Genomic DNA, 26,799 nt, shown 5'->3' with positions numbered 1-26,799 from the left:
ACAAATCGTGAATTGTATTAACGTTCCAGCCTTAACTGCTGCAAGTTTCCGTCCAGCAGTAAACTCGTTTGTAGCGTCGCTACATCCCGGCAGATAAAGGCCATCTCTTTGTGTGCTTCAAGCTTCTTGCGCCATTTTTCCGGCACCTCATCCAGCCTGGCGTAAATTCCCTCCAGACTCTGAAAATCCGTTAGCAACTGAGCGGCACTTTTTGGTCCTATACCCGCGACACCCGGCACCTTCGAGCTGCTGATCCCCGCCAGCCCCCAGTAATCTGGCAGCTGTTCAGGCGAGACGCCAAACTCACTGGCAATGAAAGGGGCATCGAGCCAGCGTTTCTGGAAGTAATCACGGATGCGGATCGTAGGTGAGAGCAGCTGGCAGTAGCCTTTATCGGTTGAAACAATCGTCGCCTGATGCCCAGCGCTGGCAACTTTAACCGCAAGTGTTGCCGCCAGATCGTCAGCTTCATTGCCATGCGCCCCCCAGCAAGGGACGCCGCGCTGTTCAAAGGCGGCGCGAATGGCGGGCATCTCGTCATGCAGATCGTCTGGCATCGGGGCACGTCCGGCCTTGTAATCCGGAAGGCGCTGATGTCGCCAGCCAGTGTTACGCGCTTCGTCGTCAAACACGGCCACAACATGAGTCGGTTCGCTATGGCGGATAAGCTGCTCCAGTGCGTGCAGGCAAGTGTCTTTACAGGGGGTGCCTTGTACCGCATGGATCCGGCGAATCAGGTTGAGTGCGTCGACAATAAGCAAATGAACAGCCACAGAGATTCTCCCTTAAATCTGATGGGTAAAGGGTAACACTGTCGGCAGGATGAAACGAATAGTGTGAGGGGAAACAGGAAGAAGCCTCGCAAAACGAGGCTTCCTGAGAGGCTTAATCGCAGGTAACGATCTTCATCGCCAGACCGCCGCGAGAGGTTTCGCGGTATTTGGCGTTCATATCTTTCCCGGTTTCGTACATGGTTTCGATAACTTTATCGAGACAGACGCGCGGTTCGCTGGTACGACGCAGGGCCATACGTGCAGCGTTCACCGCTTTCACGGAAGCGATCGCGTTACGCTCGATACACGGCACCTGTACCTGTCCGGCAACCGGGTCACAGGTCAGCCCCAGGTTATGTTCCATGCCAATTTCTGCAGCAATGCACACCTGCGTTGGGCTTGCACCCAACAGCTCAGCCAGACCCGCCGCCGCCATAGAGCAAGCCACACCGACTTCACCCTGACAGCCTACTTCCGCACCAGAAATTGACGCGTTCATCTTATACAGGGAACCGATCGCACTGGCGACCAGCAGGTAGCGCGCCAGAGAGTTAGCGTTCACTTCGCGGATAAACTTGTCGTAGTACGCGAGCACGGCCGGAACGATACCGCAGGCACCGTTGGTCGGCGCGGTGACCACGCGGCCACCTGCGGCGTTCTCCTCGTTTACTGCCAGCGCGAACATGTTGATCCAGTCCACAACTGCCATTGGGTCTGTTGTCGTTTTGTCGGTGCTGACCAACATACGGCGCAGCGCTGCTGCACGACGCGGCACGCGAAGCTTGCCAGGCAGAACGCCTTCGGTGGTGATCCCGCGCTCAATACCGCCGCGCATCACTTCCCAGACGTTAGCAAAGTGCTGTTCCAGCTCCGCTTTGCTGTGAAGCGCCAGCTCGTTTTTCATCATCAGGCCGGAGAGGGAAAGTCCTGTCTCCTGGCAGTGACGCTGAAGGTCCGCCGCAGTTTTGTACGGATAAGGCACGTCGACCGAAGAGGTACTGGTTTGACCAAAGTGGTCTTCGTCGACGATGAAACCGCCGCCGATAGAGTAGTAAGTCTGGCTGTATACCGCTTTGTCGCCGGCCAGCGCAGTGATACGCATACCGTTTTCGTGCAGCGACAGGTTGTCAGCATGGAAATTCATGCAGCGATCAACCGGGAATTCCACTTCATGTTCGCCATTTGCCAGCAGCAGGCGACCGTGGGTATTAACGTCCTGGATGAAGCCAGGGATCGCGTCAATATCAACGGTATCCGGCAGGTTTCCCGCCAGGCCCATGATAATGGCGATATCGGTATGGTGGCCTTTCCCGGTCAGGGAAAGAGAACCGTAAACATCAACAACCACGCGGGTTACGTCGTGCAGAATGCCGCGTGCAATCAAGTCATCCGTGAACTGCTTACCGGCTTTCATTGGTCCGACGGTGTGAGAGCTGGAAGGACCAATACCGATTTTGAAAATATCGAATACGCTAATCATGATGCGTCCATTGCTTTCAGTCAGAGAGGAAGAATGCGCCGCCCGAGGACGGCGCAGGAGGTATTAGCTGAACAGTGAGAAGAAAATAGCGGAGATGGCAATCAGACCCATCACAACAACGAAGACGTTGCTGATGTGGCCGCTGTATTTACGCATCGCAGGCACTTTCTGAATCGCGTACATCGGCATCAGGAACAGAATCATCGCGATAACCGGGCCACCCAGAGTTTCAATCATGCCCAGGATGCTTGGGTTCAGAGTCGCAACTGCCCAGGTGGTGATCAGCATGAACAGAGCGGTGATTTTGTTCAGCTTGCTGATTTCAATGCTCTTGCCTTTACCGCGCAGAGATTTGATCACCATACCGTTGAAGCCTTCACGCGCGCCCAGGTAGTGACCGAGGAAGGATTTGGTGATGGCGATAATCGCGATGATAGGTGCCATCCACGCAATGACTGGTGCGTTAAAGTGGTTCGCCAGGTAAGACAGAATAGAGATGTTCTGCTCTTTCGCTGCTGCCAGATCCGCCGGGGAGAGGCTCAGTACGCAGCTGAACACGAAGAACATCACGGTCAGTACCATCATGATGTGTGCACGTGCCAGGATGCTGGAGCATTTCTTCTCTGCACCGTTGCCGTACTCTTCACGCTTCGCCACTGCGAAGGAGGAGATGATTGGGGAGTGGTTGAAGGAGAAGACCATTACCGGAATCGCCAGCCACAGGGTCATCAGCAGGCCGTTACCGGTTGCAGATGCGCTGCTCAGGGACAGGGTTTCCAGTGCTGCACCGTTCCACTGTGGGATCAGGTAGCAAGCCAGTACCATCAGAGCAATCACGAACGGGAAGACCAGTACGCTCATTGCTTTAACAATCATCTGCTCACCGAAGCGCACGATAGTCATCATGCCTACGATCAGAATCAGAGACAGAATTGCACGCGGAGGCGGCGTCATGTGCAGCTGGTGCGTCATGAAGCTTTCAACGGTGTTGGTGATTGCCACGCTGTAAACCAGCAGGATTGGGTAAATCGCGAAGAAGTAGAGCAGGGTAATCAGTTTACCTGCGCCGATACCGAAGTGCTCTTCAACCACTTCAGTGATGTCTTCGCCCGGGTTTTTACCGGACAGCACGAAGCGGGTCAGACCGCGGTGTGCGAAGAAGGTCATCGGGAAAGCAATGATGGCCATGATGATCAGCGGGATCAGACCGCCGACGCCTGCGTTGATAGGAAGGAACAGTACACCAGCGCCGATTGCCGTGCCGTAAAGGCCAAGCATCCACATGGTATCCGTTTTGCGCCAACCACTTCGGGATTCAATCGAAGCAACGGTGCTGGTTTGAGTGGTTTCCATCTGTATCTCCTGGAGGAAGCAAATTGTCAGGTTTTAAGTCAAATCCGATGAAAAAGTGCCTGACGGTAATATGAAATTCGTTCAGTGACGGTTTTTTAATAATTTTCACCCGTAACTATTGGCGGGCGGAAAGATACATTCTCGTTATGAATCTATCAGTGATCGCGATCTCAAATGCAATAATCCACTTATGATGTGGGCATCTTTAGACCATTTATCTGTTAAAAAAACATCAAAGAGAATTTACGGGCGCGAAGGCTACCACTAACGACATGTGAGCTGAAAGTCAGGCCCGTGATATAGGTGTCTTTAGCTGTAAAGAAACGGGTTTTTAGTATTTTCTGGCAGGTAATTTGGATTAAGGCTGATAACTTGCGGTTGTAAAATCGAGGTAATCGTTTGCGTCCTCGCGTGATTTGTAAAAGACATAAGCGATCTCTATGAATTGCTTCGGTAATAAAAAAGCCGGGACGCGTTGTACTGCGACCCGGCTTTAAAGAGAAGACGCTAAGCGTTAAGTGCAGATCTCGTAGCAAGGAATGTAGGCTGAGCCTGGCAGCTTCATGCGGTGCTGAGCGACAAAGCCCTGCAGCATGTCGTCCATGCGACGCATCATCTCGCGGTCACCGTGTATTTTGTACGGACCATATTGTTCAATGGCGCGGATGCCCATCTCTTTCACGTTCCCCGCCACAATCCCGGAGAAGGCACGACGCAGGTCGGCGGCCAGAACTTCCACCGGCTGATCCGGGTAGAGTTTCAGGTTCGCCATATTCTCGTGCGTAGGTTCGAATGGGATCTGCAGGTCCGGCGCAATGCGGATTGACCAGTTAAAGCTGTAGGCATCACCGGTATCACGACGATTCTCTTTCACCAGCGGCATCGCTTTTTTCATCTGACGCGCCACTTCTGCTGCATCATCAATGATGATGCGATAGTGACGACGCGCGGATTCCCCCAGCGTATGCTCGATGAACTCGTCCAGCACGCGGAAGTAGTCGGCGCTCTCTTTTGGTCCGGTCAGGATCAACGGCAGAACCTGATCTTTATTGGCCGGGTTCATCAGAATGCCCAGCAGATAAAGCAACTCTTCCGCTGTCCCCACGCCGCCCGGGAAGATGATTATGCCGTGGGCGATACGGACAAACGCCTCAAGACGTTTCTCGATATCCGGCATGATAATCAGCTCATTAACCAGCGGGTTAGGTGGCTCAGCAGCGATGATTGACGGTTCGGTCATACCGATAAACCGCCCCTCTTTGTAACGCTGCTGCGCATGCCCAACCGCGGCACCTTTCATTGGCGCTTCCATTGCCCCTGGGCCACAGCCCGTACAGATATTCAGTTCACGCAGGCCGAGTTGCGTTCCCACCCGACGGGCATAGAGATATTCGGTTTCGTTAATGGAGTGGCCGCCCCAGCAAACGACCATGTTCGGTGCTTCGCCGACGTGCAGGGCACGAGCGTTTCGCAAAATCGAGAATACCAGGTTGGTGATATGGACAGAGCTTTCCAGATCGAGATGCTGGAAACGGCCCGCGTTGTGGATCTGCCCGTTAACAAACAGGATGTCACGCAGCACGGCAAACAGGTTGGCCTGAAGTGAGCGAATAATGCGCCCGTCGACGAAGGCGTCTTCCGGCGGGTTGATCACTTCCAGTTTCACGCCACGCTCGCGGCGCAGCACGTTGATATCAAAGCTTTCGAAGCGGGACAGCAGTTCTTTACTGTTATCTGTCAGGCTTCCGGAGTTCAGTACGGCAAGTGAACAGTTACGAAACAGTTGATAAAGATCGCTGCTGGCCGTGCGTTTAAGCATGTCCACTTCCAGCTGCGACAACATATCCATTGAGCCAAGCGGGCTAATATGTGTAATCAAGTGAGCTCCTTACGGGACGATTATCGTCTTTCCCTGTTGATTACAATAGCCCTGGCTTATGAGATTTCACAACACTTCGGGCGGAATACCGCCCGCATATTATGAAAATATTTATGTTACTGACGCACCAGACGGCCAGTCGCAGGCACAAAATTGGTATTGGTGCGCCACGGGTTAATATCCAGCCCACCACGTCGGGTATAGCGCGCGTAAACGCTCAGCGTCTCAGGATGGCAGAAACGCTGAATGTCATTAAAGATGCGCTCCACGCACTGCTCGTGGAATTCATTGTGATGACGGAACGACACCAGATAGCGCAGCAGTTTTTCCCGGTCAATTTTCGGGCCACGATACTGGATCTGCACGGAACCCCAGTCCGGCTGATGGGTAATCAGGCAGTTGGACTTCAGCAAATGGCTGACCAGCGTCTCTTCGACCACCTTCCCGCTCGCCGCGTTTTCAAGGTAATCAGTGCTGAATTCGTAGCTGTTCACCTCGATATCCTGATCGTCGATGCATGTACCGTTGAAGTGGGCAATGGGCTGCCCTTCGAGTTCATCCAGACGATACAATGAAACGCTTACGTTGCCCTGAGCGCAGGCACTTAAATCACGTTCCAGGGTGTGCTGAACGTCGTCCCAGCTATTGAATTTTGTCTGGTTAAAACTGTTGAGATAGAGCTTAAAACTTTTGGACTCAACGAGATTAACGCTGGCGTAATCCAGCTCAACATGGCCCACCGCCACCTGCGGCAAACCGCGAGCGTTAAGCCACGAGAGTTCGTACAGCGTCCAGATATCTCCGCCGACAAACGGCAGTGCATCCGCGTGTAAACCCAGAGGATCGCGATTCAGGCTGCGCGGCACACCCTGCAGCAGGCTTGCATCGTAGGTGTCGCGGTAATCGGTCGATTTACCCAGCGTTAAGCCGGTTAACGCCTGATGATTTTCGTAAGACATGTTTCATAGCCACTTTACAGGTACACTTATGGCCTGAGTTTATCCTGTCTTACAAGAAGAGAGAAATCGGTGGACATCGAAACTGCAAATGCCCTCACTACCTTCACGACCCGTTATTGCGATGCATGGCATGAAAAGCATGACACATGGCCACAAAGTACTGATTTATATGGCGTGCCGTCACCGTGCATTATCTCTTCTCAGGATGATTACGTGATCTGGCAGCCAAAGCCCAACACCAGTGAGCAAAATGTAAATGCGGTTGAACGGGCAATGGATATTGTGATACAACCTGCCGTTCATGCGTTTTATACCACGCAATTTGCAGGGGATATGCCTGCACGCTTTGCTGATATTACGTTGACCCTGTTGCAGACGTGGAGTGAAGACGATCTGCAGCGTGTTCAGGAAAACCTGATTGGGCATCTGGTCACGCAAAAGCGCCTTAAGCTTTCTCCGACACTCTTTATTGCCACGCTGGATAGCGAACTGGATGTAATATCCGTCTGTAACCTGTCTGGTGAAGTGGTTAAAGAGACAATCGGTACCCGCAATCGCGAAATCCTCGCCCCCTCTCTTGCGGATTTCCTTACCCGAATTGAGCCACTGCTGTAATACTTGATGCTACAGCGCGTGTGAGAGATCTCTTACAAGGTTTGTGAGAGATCGCTGGAACATTCAGTATTACCTTATTTAATTAAGATTAATATTACTCTGTTTTTCAATGGATTACTTGTTCATTGCATGACTTTTAGCGATTTCTTAAGGCTTACACAACTGACTGGGTGGGTTGTAAGACGAAGCGGAATAGCGGATTCTATCTCCGTCGACAGGACGCCGACACGAGAAACGAACATCAGGATGATGGCGTTTCTTACTCAGGACACGTCAGGATGGCGCTGCAGGAAGGCTTCAGGATGAAGCAAAAGGATAACGCAGGATGCGTAAGGGACACCTCCAGGAAGGAGAATGAGAGCCGGTCAGGATGAGCGGTGGGTCAGGAAGGCCAGGATGTTTCAGGATGAAACAAACATATCAGGACGATATGTGCAGGATGCATCGGTTTACGGATGACCAGGCCTTCGGGCATCAGGAAAAGTTGTCACGGATGAGCAGGGAGCACGAATTGTAGCTGGAATGCTGCGAAACGAACCGGGAGCACTGTTTTTACAGTGCTCCCTTTTTTTATTTCTGTCTTCCGCAATGCTATGCTGCGCGCCGTTCATTTTTTCAGTTGAGGTTACTATGACGCAACACGATCGCGTTCGTGCCCGGTTGCACGCCATCGAAGCCCTTTTGCGCCAACATCAGCTGTGGCAGGAGACTGCACCGCAGCCAGAAGCGTTCGCAAGCACACAGCCATTCTGCCTGGATACGCTGGCACCGTTCGAGTGGCTCCAGTGGGTATTAATTCCGCGTATGCACGCACTGCTGGAAGGCGGTCATCCGCTGCCACAGGCCTTTGCTGTTTCTCCCTATTATGAAATGGCGCTTGAGGCGACGCATCCAGCGCGCGACGTGATGCTGGTCGAACTGGAAAAGCTGGATGCCCTGTTTGCCGGTGAAGATGCATGACGCTTGAGATCCTCTATCAGGATGAGTGGCTGGTGGCGGTGAATAAACCGTCCGGCTGGCTGGTGCACCGAAGCTGGCTGGATCGCGACGAGAAAGTCGTGGTAATGCAAACCGTGCGCGACCAGATTGGCCAGCATGTTTTCACTGCCCATCGTCTCGACAGGCCGACCTCCGGCGTTCTGCTGATGGGGTTGTCCAGCGAGGCAGGCCGCCTGCTGGCGCAGCAGTTCGAACAGCACCAGATCCAGAAACGCTACCACGCGATTGTCCGTGGCTGGCTGACGGAAAGTGCCACGCTGGACTATCCGCTGGTGGAGGAGCTGGACAAAATTGCCGATAAATTTGCCCGTGATGACAAAGGCCCGCAACCTGCGGTGACGGATTATCGTGGCATGGCGACTACCGAAATGCCGGTGGCAACCAGCAAATTTCCGACCACACGCTACAGCCTGGTTGAGCTTCTGCCTAAAACCGGGCGTAAGCACCAGCTGCGACGCCATCTTGCGCACCTGCGCCACCCGATTATTGGCGACAGCAAACACGGCGATCTGCGCCAGAACCGCAGCGCGGCCGAACACTTTGGTTGCCATCGTCTGATGTTGCACGCCAGCGAGCTGAGCCTGACGCACCCGTTTACCGGCGAACCGCTAACTATACGCGCGGGGCTGGACGACGTCTGGATGCAGGCGCTGTCACAGTTTGGCTGGCTGGGACAACTCCCCGAAAATGAAAGGGTTGAGTTTGTATCGGGCAACGTTCAGGATGAACAGTAAACGCATTCAATATGGGAAAATATCATGGCTGAAGTAGGCATTTTTGTCGGCACAATGTACGGCAACTCGCTGCTGGTAGCGGAAGAGGCTGAGGCAATACTCGCCAGCCAGGGCCACAAAGCCACGGTCTATGAAGACCCGGAACTGGCAGACTGGAAAAAGTATCAAGATAAATACATTCTGGTGGTGACCTCCACCACTGGACAAGGCGATCTCCCGGACAGCATCGTGCCGCTTTTCCAGGGAATTAAAGACCAGCTCGGCTATCAACCGGACGTTCACTACGGCATCATTGCGCTGGGCGATAGCTCTTACGCCAACTTCTGCGGCGGCGGTAAGCAGTTCGATGCTCTCCTGCAGGAACAAAGCGCCCAACGCGTCGGCGAGATGCTGCTGATTGATGCGGGCGAACACCCTGAGCCTGAAAGCGAGTCGAACCCATGGGTTGAACACTGGGCGACGCTCCTTAAATAGTTCTGTATGCCGGGTAAGGCGTAGACGCCACCCGGCTGTACATCCCGCACCAAACGCCAATTCCGTGAACCACCTTCAACTCCCCTGGGCTAATGCCATAAACAACCTCTCACACCCCCTTTAATACTGTGTTTTTGCACGGTGAGAGACGGTGTCACTCCTTCATATACTTTTCCGGTCACTATAAAACGGCGTCAGGCCGTACCAAAACGACAAAACACAAATCTCATTCTGATTACCCTACCGGTGCTGTACAGAATGAACCAGGCGAAAGCTATGTTTCAGGAGTGCAACAATGAGTACATTAAGCCACGCAGCGAGCAGCGCTGAGAAGCGCACCAATGCCCGCTACTGGATAGTGGTGATGCTGTTTATCGTCACGTCCTTTAACTATGGTGACCGCGCCACGCTGTCGATTGCCGGCTCGGAAATGGCAAAAGACATCGGCCTTGATCCGGTGGGCATGGGTTACGTTTTCTCTGCATTCTCATGGGCCTACGTTATCGGGCAAATTCCTGGCGGCTGGCTGCTGGACCGTTTTGGATCTAAACGCGTCTATTTCTGGTCCATCTTTATCTGGTCGATGTTCACCCTGCTGCAGGGGTTCGTCGATATCTTCAGCGGCTTCGGCATTATCGTGGCGCTCTTCACGCTGCGCTTCCTGGTAGGCTTAGCGGAAGCGCCTTCCTTCCCGGGCAACAGCCGCATTGTGGCGGCATGGTTCCCGGCGCAGGAGAGGGGAACGGCGGTAGCGATCTTCAACTCCGCACAGTACTTCGCAACGGTGATCTTCGCGCCCATCATGGGCTGGCTGACGCATGAGGTGGGCTGGTCGCACGTATTCTTCTTCATGGGCGGGCTTGGGATCGTCATCAGCTTCATCTGGCTGAAAGTGATCCACGAACCTAACCAGCATCCCGGCGTGAACAAGAAAGAGCTGGAGTACATTGCCGAAGGCGGAGCGCTGATCAACATGGATCAAAAATCCGAAAAAGCAAAAGTCCCGTTCAGTCAGAAATGGGCACAGATCAAACAGCTTGTCGGCTCGCGGATGATGATCGGGATCTATCTTGGCCAGTATTGCATCAACGCCTTAACTTACTTCTTTATCACCTGGTTCCCGGTTTATCTGGTGCAGGCGCGTGGTATGTCGATTCTGAAAGCGGGGTTTGTCGCCTCTGTTCCGGCAATCTGCGGCTTCGTTGGGGGGGTGCTCGGCGGGGTGATTTCCGACTGGCTGATGCGCCGCACCGGTTCCCTGAACATCGCGCGAAAAACGCCGATTGTGCTCGGCATGCTGCTCTCCATGACCATGGTGTTCTGTAACTACGTAAATACCGAGTGGATGATTATCGGCTTCATGGCGATGGCTTTCTTCGGTAAAGGGATCGGTGCGCTGGGCTGGGCGGTGATGGCAGATACTGCGCCAAAAGAGATCAGTGGTCTGAGCGGCGGTCTGTTCAACATGTTCGGCAACATCTCCGGGATTGTCACCCCCATCGCTATCGGCTACATCGTCGGCACGACGGGCTCTTTCAACGGTGCGCTGATCTACGTGGGTGTGCATGCGCTGGTGGCGGTGCTGAGTTACCTGGTGCTGGTGGGGGATATCAAACGCGTCGAACTTAAACCTGTTGCGGAGCGTGGATGATGACAACGCAATCAAGCCCAATCGTCACTGAGATGAAGGTCATCCCGGTGGCCGGGCAGGACAGTATGCTGCTGAATATTGGCGGCGCACATAACGCCTGGTTTACCCGTAATATCGTTGTGCTGACAGACAGTGCAGGGAATACCGGCGTGGGCGAAGCGCCTGGCGGAGAGGTGATTTATCAGACGCTGGTCGATGCCATACCTCGGGTGGTGGGTCAGGAGATCGCCCGGCTGAATAAGGTGGTCCAGCAGGTACATAAGGGAAATCAGTCGGCAGACTTTGATACCTTCGGAAAAGGGGCGTGGACGTTTGAACTGCGCGTCAATGCTGTCGCCGCTCTGGAAGCCGCCCTGCTTGATTTACTGGGCAAGACCTTGCATGTCCCGGTCTGCGAATTACTGGGGCCCGGCAAGCAGCGCGATGCGGTGACGGTGCTCGGCTATCTGTTTTATGTTGGCGATCGCAACAAAACCGATCTGCCTTATCTGGCTCACTCGCCGGGCAGCCACGAGTGGTATCACCTGCGTCATCAGGAAGCGCTCTCCGGTGAAAGCGTTGTCCGGCTGGCTGAGGCGGCGCAGGATCGTTACGGTTTTAAAGATTTCAAGCTTAAAGGCGGCGTACTGCCAGGTGAGCAGGAGATTGAAACGGCCCGGGCGCTGAAAAAACGCTTCCCGGAGGCGCGTATAACGGTTGATCCGAACGGAGCATGGCTGCTGGATGAAGCGATCAGCTTGTGTAAAGGGCTGGGGAATGTCCTGACCTATGCGGAAGATCCCTGCGGCGCCGAACAGGGGTTCTCGGGTCGTGAAGTCATGGCCGAGTTCCGTCGCGCCACCGGGTTGCCAGTCGCCACCAACATGATCGCGACCAACTGGCGCGAAATGGGTCACGCTGTGATGCTGAACGCTGTCGATATTCCGCTGGCTGACCCGCATTTCTGGACGCTTTCAGGTGCAGTACGTGTCGCACAGCTGTGCGATGACTGGGGGCTAACCTGGGGCTGCCACTCCAACAACCACTTTGATATTTCGCTGGCGATGTTTACCCACGTTGGCGCGGCGGTACCGGGTAACCCCACCGCTATCGACACCCACTGGATTTGGCAGGAGGGTGAAGCTCGCCTGACCAAAAATCCGCTTGAGATCAAAAACGGCAAAATTGCTGTGCCGGATGCGCCTGGGCTGGGTGTAGAGCTTGACTGGGATCAGGTTCATAAAGCCCATGAGGCGTATAAAAAACTGCCTGGTGGTGCGCGTAACGACGCAGGACCGATGCAGTACCTTATCCCCGGTTGGACATTTGACCGTAAGCGCCCTGTTTTCGGACGTCACTGATAAAAGGATTGAACGATGAGCACTTTTTCTACCCCCGTAGTCACTACCATGCAGATCATTCCGGTTGCGGGCCATGACAGCATGCTGATGAACCTGAGTGGTGCGCATGCGCCATTCTTTACCCGCAATATCGTGATTATCAAAGACAACTCCGGTCATACCGGTGTAGGCGAAATTCCAGGTGGGGAGAAGATCCGTACTACGCTGGAAGATGCCATTCCATTAGTCGTCGGTAAAACGCTGGGCGAGTACAAAAATGTGCTGAACACCGTGCGCAGTACTTTCGCTGACCGCGATGCGGCTGGACGTGGGCTGCAAACGTTCGATCTGCGTACCACTATCCATGTGGTGACCGGTATCGAAGCGGCAATGCTGGACTTGTTAGGCCAGCACCTGGGCGTTAACGTCGCGTCACTGTTAGGCGATGGCCAGCAGCGCAGCGAAGTGGAAATGCTGGGCTATCTGTTCTTTGTCGGCGACCGCAAACTGACGCCTCTGCCGTATCAGAGTCAGCCAGATGAACAATGCGACTGGTACCGACTTCGCCACGATGAGGCGATGACTCCGGATGCGGTGGTGCGTCTGGCGGAAGCCGCTTATGAGAAATACGGCTTCAACGATTTCAAACTGAAGGGGGGCGTGCTGGCGGGCGAAGAAGAGGCGGAAGCCATCTCTGCGCTGGCGAAACGTTTCCCGCAAGCGCGCGTAACGCTCGATCCGAATGGGGCCTGGTCTCTTGATGAAGCGATCGGAATCGGTAAACAGCTGAAAGGCGTGCTGGCCTATGCGGAAGATCCTTGCGGGGCTGAACAAGGTTTCTCCGGCCGCGAAGTGATGGCGGAATTCCGCCGTGCAACAGGTTTGCCAACGGCAACAAACATGATAGCAACCGACTGGCGCCAGATGGGGCATACGCTTTCTCTGCAATCTGTCGATATTCCGCTGGCTGACCCGCACTTCTGGACGATGCAGGGTTCAGTGCGCGTGGCGCAGATGTGTCATGAGTTTGGCCTGACCTGGGGCTCGCATTCCAACAACCACTTCGATGTGTCGCTGGCAATGTTCACTCACGTTGCCGCTGCCGCACCGGGTACGATCACTGCGATTGACACGCACTGGATCTGGCAGGAAGGCAATCAGCGCCTGACCAAAGAGCCGTTTGAGATCAAAGGGGGCATGGTGCAGGTGCCGTCCACACCGGGGTTAGGTGTTGAGCTGGATATGGATCAGGTTATGAAAGCTCACGAGCTGTATCAGAAACATGGCCTAGGTGCGCGCGATGATGCGATGGCGATGCAGTATCTCATCCCGGGCTGGTCATTTGATAATAAACGTCCGTGCATGGTGCGATAAATGTGCAGGGAACGCTCCCATTGCTGGTCATTTGCGTGGTGTATGCTTAACGTAACAACGATGCGTAAGGATGGCTTATGAAAATTGTTATCGCACCGGACTCATATAAGGAAAGTTTGAGTGCGCTTGAGGTTGCGACAGCGATAGAGCGTGGTTTTCGCGAGATCTTCCCCGAGGCGGTTTACGTCAAACTGCCGGTCGCGGACGGTGGCGAAGGGACGGTTGAGGCGATGATCGCGGCAACGCAGGGAAGCATTATGCATGTTCCGGTGACCGGCCCGCTGGGCGAGCACGTGGACGGGTTTTATGGTTTGTCCGGTGATAAGCAGAGCGCCTTTATTGAAATGGCAGCGGCCAGCGGCCTGGAGCTGGTTGCGCCTTCGCAGCGTAATCCTCTGAGAACCACCTCCTGGGGAACAGGTGAGCTTATCCGTCATGCGCTGGATGCGGGCGTTAAGCATATCATTATTGGCATTGGCGGCAGTGCAACCAATGACGGCGGTGCAGGGATGGTGCAGGCGCTGGGCGCTAAATTGCTCGACGCGAGTGAACAGCCTCTTGGGCAGGGCGGGGGCGAGCTGGGAAAACTCGCGCGTATCGACCTGAGCGGGCTGGATAAACGCCTGGCTGAGTGCCGGATTGAGGTGGCCTGTGATGTCACTAATCCGCTCACCGGAAAGGATGGCGCGTCAGCCGTATTTGGTCCGCAAAAGGGGGCCACTCCCGAGATGATCGTCACCCTGGACAACGCGCTTGCTCAGTATGCGCGGGTCATTGCCCGGGATCTGGATATCGATGTGTTGAACCTTGCCGGCGGCGGCGCAGCGGGCGGTATGGGGGCAGCACTGTATGCCTTTTGCGGTGCGCAGTTGCGCCAGGGGATTGAGATCGTGACCGATGCGCTACACCTGGCCGACCAGGTAGCCGATGCGGATTTGGTGATCACGGGTGAAGGACGCATCGACAGTCAGACGATCCACGGCAAAGTCCCGGTAGGTGTGGCGAAAGTGGCCAAACGCTTTAACAAACCCGTCATCGGTATTGCGGGGAGTTTGACGGCGGATGTTGGCGTGGTACACGAACACGGCATTGATGCGGTGTTTAGCGTGATCTACACCATCTGCTCACTGGAAGACGCGCTGGAAAATGCCAGTGAAAATGTCCAGACGGCCGCAAGGAATATCGCGGCGGCGCTGAAAATAGGGCAGGCATTTTAGCTGTGATTGCCGGGAAAGGCGAAACCGCCACCCGGCTTTTACCTCAGCTTCCCAGCACTTTCATCGCTTCCCGCGTCACATTATCCATCTCATCCAGCAGCTCCAGGAATTCCGGTTCAAGCTCAGATTCCGGCGTACCGGCACGCAGTTGCTGCTCCAGCAACTGGCAGAGATTTTTCAGCCGCGGCACGCCGCTGTATCCACAGCTGCCGTGCAGCTTGTGAATCGCTTCCAGCAGATCGTCCGGGTTTTCACCCACCAGTTGCTCTTCAACCTTATTGCGAATTTCCGGTAGAAACGCGACCAGCATTTGCAGCATTTCGCGCGCTAAGTCGGGTTTTCCTGCTGCCTGACGCAGCGCAAGCTGCCAGTCAAAAGTCGCGTTCTGATTGACGCTAATCTCAACCGGCTCGGCAGATGGCGTGTACGTCCCGCCTGAATGCCCCGGTTTATAGCGTAACAACAGGTTATGAAGTTTCTCTTCGTCGATAGGTTTAGCCAGATAATCATTCATCCCGGCACTCAATAGCTTCTCTTTCTGACCGGCCATCGCATGCGCGGTGACCGCAATCACCGGGGTCTGCTGCTGATGCGGGAGCTGATGGATCAGCTCACAGGCCCGAATGCCATCCATACCCGGCATTTGAATATCCATCAGAATTAAATCGAACTGCATCTGTTTAGCCTGTTCAACCGCCTGCGTGCCACTGGTACACAGTTCAACATGCTGAACCTGGTCTTCAAGCAATACGCCAATGAGCTTCAGGTTGGCCGGATTATCATCCACGGCCATCACGCTCATCGGCAATTTTTGCTCATTGTCAATTGGAGGCAGGGCATTCTGGCTAAGACGGCAATATTCCGTCAACGCTGGCAGCAGTCGGGTCGCGGTGAGCGGTTTTAGCAGACACGCGGCGGCCCCGTCATTCTTCAACTCTTCTGCATTGAGCTGGGCATGGCAGGGTAGCGCCAGCAGCAGATAGTCGGTCATTGACGCGGCTTTCGCCAGCCGTTCCTGTTGCATGGTCAGTTCGCCGGTGAAAGTGACCGGGATCCCCATCAGCAGAATGTCGTAGTGTTCAACGGCAAGGGCTGAGAAGGTTGGGCTGTAGACCACTTCCAGCGGCGTGGTGCTTAAAATATCGAGCGCACACTGCGCCGCCGCTGCGTTAGGCTCGACGTAGGCCAGACGCTTGCCTTTCAGGCAGTCTGTCACCGGACCATCGGTCAGCACGTTCGGGTTGAGGTCCAGATTAATGTGGAACCAGAAGGTTGACCCCCGGTTCGGCTGGCTGTGGAAAGAGATATCTCCTCCCATCTCATTCACCAGTCTCTGCGTGATCACCAGCCCCAGACCAGTACCGCCATGACGGCGGGAGATACTGGCGTCTGCCTGACGAAACGCCTGGAACAGCCGCGACTGATCGCGCTCAGGGATACCGATGCCGGTATCGCGGATCTGCACTTCAATCTGAACCTTGTTATTACTGATAGAACGTTTTTCCACCAGAATGTCGATGTTACCGCTTTCGGTGAACTTAATGGCATTTCCGACAAGGTTAGTAATAACCTGCTGCAGACGTAGCGGGTCGCCAATGACGTTATCCGGCACATCGTTCTTGATGTTAAGTGTCAGCTCCAGCCCTTTATCGTGCGAGGAGTGTGCGAGCAGCGTGACCACTTCATCCAGTGTACTCCGCAACGGGAACGGGATACTTTCCAGAATAAGCTTGCCTGCTTCCAGCTTGGAGAAGTCCAGCACGTCGTTAATGATCGCTAACAGGTTATTAGCGGAGCGCTCGATAGTGTGCAGATGGTCGCGCTGAGTCGGGTTAAGCTCGCTTTTCAGCGTCAGGCGGGTAAAGCCGATCACGCCATTGAGCGGCGTACGCAGCTCGTGTGACATATTGGCAAGGAATTCAGATTTAATACGTGCTGCTTCCTGTGCACGCTTTTTCGCCAGATCCAGCTCAACGTTCTGAATCTCCATCTGTTCCAGCGTTTCGCGCAGGTCAGACGTGGCCTGGTCAACGTTGTGCTGCATCTCTTCGTGATACGCCGCCAGAGACATCGCCATCGAGTTGATGCCATTTTTCAGCATATCCAGCTCGCCCAGCATAAACCCTTCAACGCGGCTGTCGAGCTGACCCCGGCGAATGCGATCAACCGTATTGACCATGTTGCGTATGGGGCCCGTCACGTCTCGCATCAGACGCCAGCCGAAGATCAGTGCAATACCGATGCAGAACAACATCATCACGCCAGAGATGAAAATTTCTTTGTACTGCTGTAGCCGTACCGACTTGAGATCCAGCTCCAGTGCAACATATCCCAGCATATTGTTGCTGGATTTGGCATCGGATTGCGCAGACTCATCGGGGGAATAACTTTCTGAAATGATCGGCGTGCGCAGGATCATGATATCCCCGCGCCGAAGTACGGTGAGCTGGCGCGGGAACGGCGTGCCGTCAGGGATTTTCAGGGACGCCGGATCGAGATGAAAATTCGAGGTAACAAACAGACGGTTATGTTCGTCGTACACGGAAATGGCGCGAACAATGTCCGAGTGACGGCGGTGGAGCACGCTGATTAACTGACCAATGGACTCGCGGTTTTGCAGGTTCATCCCATACTCACTGGACACGGCCAGCGGTTCGATGATGCTGGCACCCGCATCTTCCAGTTGGCGCTGCAAATCGTTATAGCGGTGCACCACAAAGAAGATACTCAGCAGCAAACCGATAAGAACGGTGGGGGCGAGGATCAAAATCATCATGCGCGCGCGCAGGCTGTAGTTGGTCATGGCGTTCCGTTATGGGACAATTAAGATAATTATGTTTATGTGAGAAAAATCTCGGCGATGGCGCAATTCTACTCTGCAAAACGACGCGTGACGACGCGTCAAATCATCACTGTTGAAGCTACGGACCTGGATCCTTTTGGCCAGGGGGTAGCACGACACAATGGTAAGACTCTGTTTATAACAGGTTTACTGCCAACAGAACGAGCAGAAATTACGCTGACAGAAGATAAACGCCAGTACGCCCGCGGACAGGTGAAGCGTCGCCTCAACGATAGCCCGCAGCGTGTGGAACCGCGTTGCCCGCACTTTGGTATCTGCGGAGGCTGTCAGCAACAGCATGCGAGCACAGAATTACAGCAAAAAAGCAAAAGCAGCGCCCTGGCGCGTCTGCTTAAACATGACGTAAGCGAGATTATTGCCGGTGAGGCGTGGGGTTATCGCCGCCGTGCGCGCCTGAGTCTCAGCTTTCAACCAAAAACTGAGCGGCTGGAGATGGGGTTTCGCAAAGCCGGCTCCAGCGATATCGTTGATGTGAAGCATTGCCCTGTTTTGGTGCCCCATCTTGAGGCATTGCTTCCAAAAGTGCGCATTTGTCTCTCCGGGCTGGAGGGGGTTCGCCACCTTGGGCATGTCGAACTGGTCATGGCAAATAATGGCCCGCTGATGGTTTTGCGCCACACCACGCCGTTGTCGAAAAAAGATCGCGAAAAACTGGAACACTTTTCGCATTCCCACGACCTGGCGCTTTTCCTGGCACCACAAAGCGAGATACTTGAGCAGGTTACAGGTGACGCGCCCTGGTATGCGTCAAACGGACTACGCTTAACGTTCAGCCCGCGGGATTTCATTCAGGTAAATGATGGCGTTAATCAGCAGATGGTTGAGAAAGCGCTGGCGTGGCTGGATGTTCAGAAAAGCGATCGGGTGCTCGATCTGTTCTGCGGAATGGGTAACTTCACGCTGCCGTTGGCGCTAAAAGCCGCCAGCGTCGTCGGCGTGGAAGGTGTTGAGGCGCTGGTGGCTAAAGGGCAGGAGAACGCAGAGCAGAACGGCTTGCAAAATGTGACCTTCTTTCATCAAAATCTTGAGGAAGATGTCACCCAACAGCCGTGGGCGAAGCAGGGCTTTGATAAAATTTTACTCGACCCGGCTCGTGCTGGTGCACCGGGTGTCATGGCACATATTATTAAACTCGCGCCGAAGCGTGTGGTCTATGTTTCCTGTAACCCGGCAACGCTTGCCCGTGACAGTGAGGCATTAATCAGTGCGGGTTACCAGATTCGGCGTCTGGCAATGCTGGACATGTTCCCGCACACTGGACATCTGGAATCGATGGTGTTGTTCGAGCACATCTAATTTGTTTGGCTTGTCGACTTCGACAGGCCCTGGTCCCTAAAGGAGAGGACAATGGTTGCGGTAAGAAGTGCACATCTTAATAAAGCTGGGGAATTTGACCCACAAAAATGGATCGCAAGTCTGGGAATTTCCAGCCAGCAGTCGTGTGAACGCTTAACCGAAACCTGGGCCTATTGTTTGCGCACCACGCAGGGGCATCAGGATGCCGATCTTCTCTTATGGCGCGGCGTGGAGATGGTTGAAATCTTATCCATGCTGAACATGGATATCGAAACGCTGCAGGCCGCGCTTCTGTTCCCGCTTGCCGATGCGGACGTCGTCACTGAAGACGTACTGCGCGAAAGCGTTGGAAAATCGGTCGTGGCGCTGATCCACGGCGTACGCGATATGGCTGCCATCCGCCAGCTTAAGGCTGCGCACACTGACTCTGTCTCTTCAGAACAGGTCGATAACGTTCGCCGCATGCTGCTGGCCATGGTGGATGATTTCCGCTGTGTGGTCATCAAACTTGCCGAGCGTATTGCCCATCTGCGTGAAGTGAAGGATGCACCGGAAGACGAGCGCGTGCTGGCTGCCAAAGAGTGTACAAACATCTATGCGCCGCTCGCAAACCGTTTAGGGATTGGTCAACTGAAATGGGAACTGGAAGATTACTGCTTCCGCTACCTGCACCCGGCGGAATATAAACGCATTGCCAAACTCCTGCATGAGCGCCGTATCGACCGCGAGCATTATATCGAGGAGTTTGTCAGCGGGTTGCGTCAGTCAATGAAAGAAGAGAATGTGCGTGCCGAAGTCTACGGTCGACCAAAGCACATCTACAGTATCTGGCGCAAAATGCAGAAGAAACATCTCGCTTTTGACGAGCTGTTTGACGTGCGCGCAGTACGTATCGTGGCGGAGCGTCTGCAGGACTGCTATGCCGCGCTGGGGATAGTGCACACTCACTTCCGACATCTGCCGGATGAGTTCGATGACTACGTCGCGAACCCGAAACCTAACGGCTACCAGTCTATTCATACCGTTGTGCTCGGCCCTGGCGGCAAAACGGTCGAAATTCAGATCCGCACCAAACAGATGCACGAAGACGCCGAACTGGGCGTTGCCGCGCACTGGAAATATAAAGAAGGCACCTCCGGTGGGGCGCGTTCCGGCCATGAAGATCGCATCGCCTGGCTGCGTAAGCTGATTGCGTGGCAGGAAGAGATGGCCGACTCCGGCGAGATGCTTGACGAGGTGCGCAGCCAGGTCTTTGACGACCGGGTGTATGTCTTTACCCCGAAAGGGGATGTCGTTGATCTGCCTGCGGGCTCTACACCGCTCGATTTTGCCTACCATATCCACAGTGATGTGGGGCACCGCTGTATCGGGGCGAAAATCGGCGGGCGCATTGTACCGTTCACCTACCAGCTGCAGATGGGCGACCAGATTGAAATTATCACCCAGAAGCAGCCAAACCCGAGCCGGGACTGGCTGAATCCAAACCTGGGTTACGTGACGACCAGCCGTGGGCGTTCCAAAATTCACGCCTGGTTCCGTAAACAGGATCGTGACAAGAACATCCTTGCGGGTCGTCAGATCCTTGATGATGAGCTGGAGCATATTGGCATCAGCCTGAAAGAGGCGGAGAAGTTCCTGCTGCCGCGCTACAACTTTAACGAGCTTGATGAGCTGTTAGCGGCCATTGGCGGCGGCGATATCCGTCTGAATCAGATGGTGAACTTCCTGCAGGCGCAGTTCAATAAGCCGAGTGCGGCAGAGCAGGATGCAGCCGCGCTGAAGCAGTTGCAGCAGAAAACCTATGCCCCGCAGCAGCGCAGCAAAGACAATGGTCGCGTGGTGGTGGAAGGCGTAGGCAATCTTATGCACCACATTGCGCGCTGCTGCCAGCCTATCCCGGGCGACGATATCGTCGGCTTTATCACCCAGGGGCGCGGAATTTCGATTCACCGCTCCGACTGCGACCAGCTTGCCGAGCTACAATCGCATGCGCCTGAGCGCATCGTGGAAGCGGTCTGGGGCGAGAGCTATTCCGCGGGTTACTCGCTGGTGGTGCGCGTTACTGCCAACGATCGCAGCGGGCTGCTGCGCGACATTACCACCATTCTCGCCAACGAGAAGGTCAACGTGCTGGGCGTCGCCAGCCGCAGCGATACCCGCGAGCAGCTTGCCACCATCGATATGACCATCGAAATCTATAACCTGCAGGTGCTGGGCCGCGTGCTGGGCAAACTGAACCAGGTGCCGGATGTGATTGACGCGCGTCGTCTGCACGGCGGTTAAACACACTCTTCTGTAAGCCGGGTAAGGCTTTGCCGCCACCCGGCTTGTTTTTTTAATGGAAAACACTATGACTCAAATCGACCGCCTGCTCGGCATCATGAAACGTCTTCGGGACCCGGAAAACGGCTGTCCGTGGGACAAAGAGCAGACTTTCGCCACCATCGCCCCGTACACACTTGAAGAGACCTATGAGGTGCTGGACGCCATCTCTCGTGAAGATTTTGACGACCTGCGCGGCGAGTTGGGCGATCTGCTGTTCCAGGTGGTGTTCTATGCACAAATGGCGCAGGAAGAAGGGCGCTTTAACTTTGACGACATCTGTGCCGCCATCAGCGACAAGCTTGAGCGCCGCCACCCCCATATTTTTGGTGATGCCACTGCAGGGAACAGCGCGGAAGTGCTGGTCCGCTGGGAACAAATCAAAAGCGCCGAGCGTGCAGAGAAATCTCAGCACTCCGCGCTGGACGATATTCCTCTGAGTCTGCCTGCGCTGATGCGTGCCCATAAAATTCAGAAACGCTGCTCTGCAGTCGGGTTTGACTGGACGTCCCTCGGCCCGGTACTGGACAAAGTGCATGAAGAGATAGACGAAGTGATGCACGAAGCGCAGCAGGCAGTGGTGGATGAAGCAAAGCTGGAAGAGGAGATGGGCGATCTGCTGTTTGCGACTGTCAACCTTTCACGCCACCTGGGCGTAAAAGCGGAAACCGCGCTGCAAAAAGCCAACATTAAGTTCGAGCGTCGTTTTCGCGAAGTCGAACGAATTGTGGCCTCGCGCGGCCTGGAAATGACCGGGGTAGACCTCGATGTGATGGAAGAAGTCTGGCAGGAAGTAAAACGCCAGGAATCTGATCTCTAACGGATTTTTGCGATCAAGCGCAATTTGTGTGATTTTTTAAATGACAAGCGCTTGATTTGCGTCAAAAACATTTACCCAAAACGGGCTATTTTCTCACTCCTTATGTTTGTCATGGCCTGGAATGGAGACGGAGAATGAAAGTTTGTGGCGCTCGCCGTGTTCGGGTATACTACTTTCCCGTCCTGGTTATTCCATCGTTTCACCCTAACTTCTCAGGTTCAGCATGACAACGAACTATATTTTTGTGACCGGCGGGGTCGTATCCTCTCTGGGTAAAGGCATTGCCGCAGCCTCCCTCGCAGCCATTCTTGAAGCCCGTGGCCTCAATGTGACCATGATGAAACTGGATCCGTACATCAACGTCGATCCGGGCACCATGAGCCCAACCCAACACGGGGAAGTGTTCGTTACTGAAGACGGCGCTGAAACCGATCTGGATCTTGGCCACTACGAGCGTTTCATCCGCACCAAAATGACCCGTCGTAACAACTTCACGACTGGCCGCATCTATTCCGACGTTCTGCGTAAAGAGCGCCGTGGTGACTACCTGGGCGCGACCGTGCAGGTTATCCCACACATCACGAACGCAATTAAAGAACGTGTTCTTGCCGGTGGCGAAGGGCATGACGTAGTGCTGGTTGAAATCGGCGGTACTGTTGGGGATATCGAATCCTTACCATTCCTGGAAGCGATTCGTCAGCTGGCGGTGGATATTGGTCGTGAACACGCGCTGTTCATGCACCTGACGCTGGTGCCTTACATGGCAGCCGCAGGTGAAGTGAAAACCAAACCGACTCAGCACTCGGTGAAAGAGCTGCTCTCCATTGGTATTCAGCCTGACATCCTGGTTTGCCGTTCCGATCGTGCTATCCCGGCGAACGAACGTGCGAAAATTGCATTGTTCTGTAACGTGCCTGAAAAAGCCGTTATTTCAATGAAAGATGTCGATTCCATTTATAAAATCCCGGGCCTGTTGAAATCACAGGGCCTGGACGATTATATTTGTAAACGATTCAGCTTGAACTGCCCGGAAGCAAATCTGTCCGAATGGGAACAGGTTATTTACGAAGAAGCTAATCCGGCTGGTGAAGTGACTATCGGTATGGTCGGCAAGTATATTGAACTGCCGGATGCCTATAAGTCAGTGATCGAAGCGCTGAAACACGGTGGTCTGAAGAACCGTGTCTCCGTGAATATCAAGCTGATTGATTCGCAGGATGTTGAAACGCGTGGCGTTGAAATCCTGAAAGATCTGGATGCAATTCTCATCCCTGGCGGCTTCGGCTACCGTGGTGTAGAAGGCAAGATCGCCACCGCGCGCTATGCGCGTGAAAACAATATTCCATACCTCGGCATCTGTCTGGGTATGCAGGTTGCGCTGATCGAATTTGCGCGCAACGTAGCGGGAATGGAAAACGCGAACTCTACGGAATTTGTGCCAGACTGTAAGTACCCTGTAGTGGCGCTTATCACTGAATGGCGTGACGAAGACGGTAACGTCGAAGTCCGTACCGAGAAGAGCGATCTGGGTGGCACCATGCGTCTTGGCGCACAGGCCTGCCAGCTGTCCGACGATAGCGTGGTTCGCAAGCTGTATGGCGAGTCAACCATCACCGAACGCCATCGTCACCGCTATGAAGTCAACAACATGTTGTTGAAACAAATTGAAGCCGCGGGTCTGCGTGTTGCGGGCCGCTCCGGGGATGATCAGTTAGTCGAGATCATTGAAGTGCCAAACCATCCGTGGTTTGTCGCCTGCCAGTTCCACCCGGAATTTACTTCAACGCCACGTGACGGGCATCCGCTGTTTGCTGGCTTCGTGAAGGCCGCCAGCGACTACCAGAAGCGTCAGGCGAAGTAAAAAAAGTTAGAACGGCAACGCGTACCCCTGGTACGCGTTGTTTGTCTGGAGTTTTAGTTTAACTTGTACTGAGGAAAATCTAATGTCCAAAATCGTTAAAGTCATCGGTCGTGAAATCATCGACTCCCGTGGTAACCCGACCGTTGAAGCCGAAGTTCATCTGGAAGGTGGTTTCGTCGGTATGGCAGCAGCTCCATCAGGTGCTTCTACTGGTTCCCGCGAAGCGCTGGAACTGCGCGATGGCGATAAATCCCGTTTCATGGGCAAAGGCGTACTGAAAGCGGTTGGCGCTGTAAACGGTCCTATTGCTCAGGCAATCCTTGGCAAAGACGCCAAAGACCAGGCTGGCATCGACAAGATCATGATCGATCTGGACGGTACTGAAAACAAATCTAACTTCGGTGCGAACGCAATCCTGGCTGTTTCCCTGGCGAACGCCAAAGCAGCAGCTGCAGCGAAAGGTATGCCACTGTTCGAACACATTGCTGAACTGAACGGCACCCCAGGCAAATACTCCATGCCAGTACCAATGATGAACATCATCAACGGTGGTGAGCACGCGGACAACAACGTTGATATTCAGGAATTCATGATTCAGCCAGTTGGCGCGAAATCCCTGAAAGAAGCGGTACGCATGGGTTCTGAAGTGTTCCACAACCTGGCTAAAGTTCTGAAAGCTAAAGGTATGAACACTGCTGTTGGTGACGAAGGTGGTTATGCGCCAAACCTGGGTTCTAACGCAGAAGCACTGGCAGTAATCGCAGAAGCAGTTAAAGCTGCTGGCTACGAGCTGGGCAAAGACATCACCCTGGCGATGGACTGTGCAGCATCTGAATTCTACAAAGACGGTAAATACGTTCTGGCTGGCGAAGGCAACAAAGCGTTCACCTCTGAAGAGTTCACTCACTTCCTGGAAGACCTGACCAAACAGTACCCAATCGTTTCTATCGAAGACGGTCTGGACGAATCTGACTGGGCTGGTTTCGCATACCAGACCAAAGTACTGGGCGACAAAATCCAGCTGGTTGGTGACGATCTGTTCGTAACCAACACCAAGATCCTGAAAGAAGGCATCGAGAAAGGCATCGTTAACTCCATCCTGATCAAATTCAACCAGATCGGTTCTCTGACCGAAACTCTGGCTGCGATCAAAATGGCGAAAGACGCAGGCTACACCGCTGTTATCTCTCACCGTTCTGGCGAAACTGAAGACGCTACCATCGCTGACCTGGCTGTTGGTACCGCTGCAGGCCAGATCAAAACCGGCTCTATGAGCCGTTCTGACCGTGTTGCTAAATACAACCAGCTGATTCGTATCGAAGAAGCTCTTGGCGAAAAAGCACCATACAACGGTCGTAAAGAGATCAAAGGCCAGTAATAGCCTTTAAGCCTTAGAATGAAAATGCCAGTCGAATGACTGGCATTTTTTTTGGCTATTTAAAATCGACTGCCATCTGTTCGGGGATTGTTAGCCCCTGAGTCGTCTGCACGCAGCGGGCGATATAATCCGTAAAGCGGGGTGGCTTCGGCATCCCCATGCTCAACAGCTTATCGTTGCTGAAGCGCACGTTAAGCGTGGCAAACGCACCGTATAAACGCATTGCTTTTAGCATCAGACGTTCGTTGCATGGACCAAAAATATTTTTCAATTCGCGGCGCATTCTAACCAGCGTTTCGTAGCTGACCTGAGCATACCGATCGCCAACAGGGGCTTTCTCCAGCGCCTGCGCCATGGCCTGATCGATATCCGCAAAGCGAACGCTGTTCTCTTCCCCAGCAGAAATATGTACCACTTCCCCAGGACGAGCGTTGCTGGTGAGCAGCATTAACAACGCATCGGCGCAATAATCCACCGGAACAACGTCGATTCTGTCTTCCATTGAGCACATAAACTTCTGCAGCATCAGGCCCATGCTAAAGACCCAGAAAATGCTGCTCGACGGCGTGCAACCGTGACGAGTATGGCCGACGACGATGGACGGGCGAGCGATGAGCAACGGCAGGTTCGGGCACTCCTGGCGCATCAGCTGTTCGATAGTTGACTTCGAAAACGTGTATTCCACCAGGTGTTCTGCATTTTCTCTGAATTCAGCGCTTTCAGCGACCAGGGAATCCTGTTCCGGCGTGCATGACATTGCCGTGCCTACGTGCAGGAAACGCTGTAAGGCCGTCACCCGTTCCATGCGACGCGCCAGCGCCAGCGTGCCCTCGACATTGACCTTCCAGATCAGCGGATTATTACCAAAAGACGCAACAGCTGCACAGTTAACGACGTGCGTGACCTGGTCCAGGCGAGGATCGTCCAGAAATGCTTCCGGCTGGCTGAGGTCACCAATGAGGATATTATCTACGCTCAGAGAAGCCAGTTTATTCTCAGGCACATTGAATTTGCGCATGTTCTCTTGCACACGCTCCAGCCCACCTTGCGGATCGCTGGCACGCGCGAGCAAAAGGAGTTTTACGGGTTTATCATTGGTCAGTATTTTTTCGAGTACTGCACCGCCCAGAAATCCTGTTACGCCTGTAATCAATAACATCTTCATTAATACCGTCTCATTATGGTTGATGAGGCGGATTGTAGGCGCACAAAAGTAAACGGCATTTAAATAATAAAACGCCGAAAATGAAGGCTTCTTAAGCTTATTTTAAGAAAAGAAAATCAGGTGGATATATTGGACATTGTGGAAAGGAAAAAATTCAATTTATAAAAAAGAATATTTTAAATTAATGATTTTAAAGCTCTTTTATAAGCTCAATCTTACTATTAATAGTTATTCAAAATGTAATAAGCAAAATACTTTGTTACACCA

The 26,799-nt window shown here is 53.8% G+C and carries 20 protein-coding genes; 13 read left to right on the top strand and 7 right to left on the bottom strand.

Translation table 11 applies throughout. The features are described from left to right. Positions 1-17: 17 nt before the first annotated feature. The 5 genes from xni to queF all read right to left on the bottom strand — a co-directional run bounded on the left by xni (position 18) and on the right by queF (position 6,444). Entirely contained in the window at positions 18-773 is a 756-nt protein-coding gene (gene xni, locus LCD46_18085) for a flap endonuclease Xni (GenBank protein UOY69948.1), read from the bottom strand. A gap of 112 nt (positions 774-885) precedes the next feature. Beyond that, positions 886-2,253, bottom strand: a complete 1,368-nt coding sequence (locus LCD46_18080; protein UOY69947.1) for an L-serine ammonia-lyase — start codon at positions 2,251-2,253, stop codon at positions 886-888. Between the two features lie 63 nt (positions 2,254-2,316). After that, positions 2,317-3,606: an HAAAP family serine/threonine permease gene (locus LCD46_18075; protein UOY69946.1), complete on the bottom strand. Its 1,290-nt coding sequence runs from the start codon at positions 3,604-3,606 to the stop codon at positions 2,317-2,319. A gap of 514 nt (positions 3,607-4,120) precedes the next feature. Then, positions 4,121-5,485 carry a nucleotide 5'-monophosphate nucleosidase PpnN gene (ppnN, locus tag LCD46_18070; protein UOY69945.1) on the bottom strand — a complete coding sequence of 455 codons (1,365 nt, stop codon included), beginning with the start codon at positions 5,483-5,485 and terminating at the stop codon, positions 4,121-4,123. 116 nt (positions 5,486-5,601) lie between these two features. Beyond that, positions 5,602-6,444, bottom strand: coding sequence for an NADPH-dependent 7-cyano-7-deazaguanine reductase QueF (gene queF / locus LCD46_18065; GenBank protein UOY69944.1), 843 nt, complete (start codon positions 6,442-6,444; stop codon positions 5,602-5,604). A gap of 69 nt (positions 6,445-6,513) precedes the next feature. Between queF and syd the strand changes: the two genes are divergently transcribed. The 8 genes from syd to LCD46_18025 all read left to right on the top strand — a co-directional run bounded on the left by syd (position 6,514) and on the right by LCD46_18025 (position 14,827). Further along, on the top strand, positions 6,514-7,059 hold the full coding sequence (gene syd, locus LCD46_18060; protein ID UOY69943.1) for a SecY-interacting protein: 546 nt from the start codon (positions 6,514-6,516) through the stop codon (positions 7,057-7,059). A gap of 630 nt (positions 7,060-7,689) precedes the next feature. Further along, positions 7,690-8,019 carry a YqcC family protein gene (locus LCD46_18055; GenBank protein ID UOY69942.1) on the top strand — a complete coding sequence of 110 codons (330 nt, stop codon included), beginning with the start codon at positions 7,690-7,692 and terminating at the stop codon, positions 8,017-8,019. Next, complete coding sequence (gene truC / locus LCD46_18050; protein UOY69941.1) at positions 8,016-8,792, top strand: tRNA pseudouridine(65) synthase TruC; 777 nt, start codon at positions 8,016-8,018, stop codon at positions 8,790-8,792. Before LCD46_18055 ends, truC begins: the two co-directional genes overlap by 4 nt. Positions 8,793-8,816: 24 nt before the next feature. Beyond that, positions 8,817-9,266, top strand: a complete 450-nt coding sequence (locus LCD46_18045) for a flavodoxin (GenBank protein UOY69940.1) — start codon at positions 8,817-8,819, stop codon at positions 9,264-9,266. Between the two features lie 295 nt (positions 9,267-9,561). Continuing rightward, on the top strand, positions 9,562-10,917 hold the full coding sequence (gene gudP, locus LCD46_18040; protein UOY69939.1) for a galactarate/glucarate/glycerate transporter GudP: 1,356 nt from the start codon (positions 9,562-9,564) through the stop codon (positions 10,915-10,917). Next, positions 10,917-12,257 (top strand): glucarate dehydratase family protein, encoded by a 1,341-nt coding sequence (locus LCD46_18035; protein ID UOY72996.1) that lies wholly within the window; start codon positions 10,917-10,919, stop codon positions 12,255-12,257. The genes gudP and LCD46_18035 overlap by 1 nt, the downstream gene beginning before the upstream one ends. 15 nt (positions 12,258-12,272) lie before the next feature. Further along, positions 12,273-13,610 (top strand): glucarate dehydratase, encoded by a 1,338-nt coding sequence (gene gudD, locus LCD46_18030; protein UOY69938.1) that lies wholly within the window; start codon positions 12,273-12,275, stop codon positions 13,608-13,610. A gap of 77 nt (positions 13,611-13,687) precedes the next feature. Next, entirely contained in the window at positions 13,688-14,827 is a 1,140-nt protein-coding gene (locus LCD46_18025; GenBank protein ID UOY69937.1) for a glycerate kinase, read from the top strand. 43 nt (positions 14,828-14,870) lie between these two features. Here LCD46_18025 and barA read toward each other — a convergent pair whose 3' ends face one another. Then, positions 14,871-17,630, bottom strand: coding sequence for a two-component sensor histidine kinase BarA (gene barA / locus LCD46_18020; protein UOY69936.1), 2,760 nt, complete (start codon positions 17,628-17,630; stop codon positions 14,871-14,873). A gap of 57 nt (positions 17,631-17,687) precedes the next feature. Between barA and rlmD the strand changes: the two genes are divergently transcribed. From rlmD to eno, 5 genes are all read left to right on the top strand, one after another. Then, positions 17,688-18,986 (top strand): 23S rRNA (uracil(1939)-C(5))-methyltransferase RlmD, encoded by a 1,299-nt coding sequence (gene rlmD / locus LCD46_18015; protein UOY69935.1) that lies wholly within the window; start codon positions 17,688-17,690, stop codon positions 18,984-18,986. 51 nt (positions 18,987-19,037) lie between these two features. Further along, positions 19,038-21,269, top strand: coding sequence for a GTP diphosphokinase (gene relA, locus LCD46_18010; GenBank protein ID UOY69934.1), 2,232 nt, complete (start codon positions 19,038-19,040; stop codon positions 21,267-21,269). A gap of 67 nt (positions 21,270-21,336) precedes the next feature. Then, on the top strand, positions 21,337-22,128 hold the full coding sequence (mazG, locus tag LCD46_18005; GenBank protein ID UOY69933.1) for a nucleoside triphosphate pyrophosphohydrolase: 792 nt from the start codon (positions 21,337-21,339) through the stop codon (positions 22,126-22,128). 223 nt (positions 22,129-22,351) lie between these two features. Continuing rightward, the gene (pyrG, locus tag LCD46_18000) at positions 22,352-23,989 is read left to right on the top strand and encodes a CTP synthase (glutamine hydrolyzing) (GenBank protein ID UOY69932.1); all 1,638 of its coding nucleotides are present in this window, start codon (positions 22,352-22,354) and stop codon (positions 23,987-23,989) included. 82 nt (positions 23,990-24,071) lie between these two features. Beyond that, complete coding sequence (gene eno / locus LCD46_17995; protein ID UOY69931.1) at positions 24,072-25,367, top strand: phosphopyruvate hydratase; 1,296 nt, start codon at positions 24,072-24,074, stop codon at positions 25,365-25,367. A gap of 55 nt (positions 25,368-25,422) precedes the next feature. On the opposite strand, the gene LCD46_17990 is transcribed toward eno, so the two are convergent. Then, positions 25,423-26,532 (bottom strand): SDR family oxidoreductase, encoded by a 1,110-nt coding sequence (locus LCD46_17990; GenBank protein UOY69930.1) that lies wholly within the window; start codon positions 26,530-26,532, stop codon positions 25,423-25,425. Between the last annotated feature and the right edge of the window lie 267 nt (positions 26,533-26,799).

The sequence above is a fragment of the Enterobacter ludwigii genome (assembly GCA_023023105.1).
In the GTDB taxonomy this organism is placed as follows: domain Bacteria; phylum Pseudomonadota; class Gammaproteobacteria; order Enterobacterales; family Enterobacteriaceae; genus Enterobacter; species Enterobacter adelaidei.
Note: the sequence above shows the minus strand (reverse complement) of the source record. Positions and strands in the feature narration are given on the sequence as shown.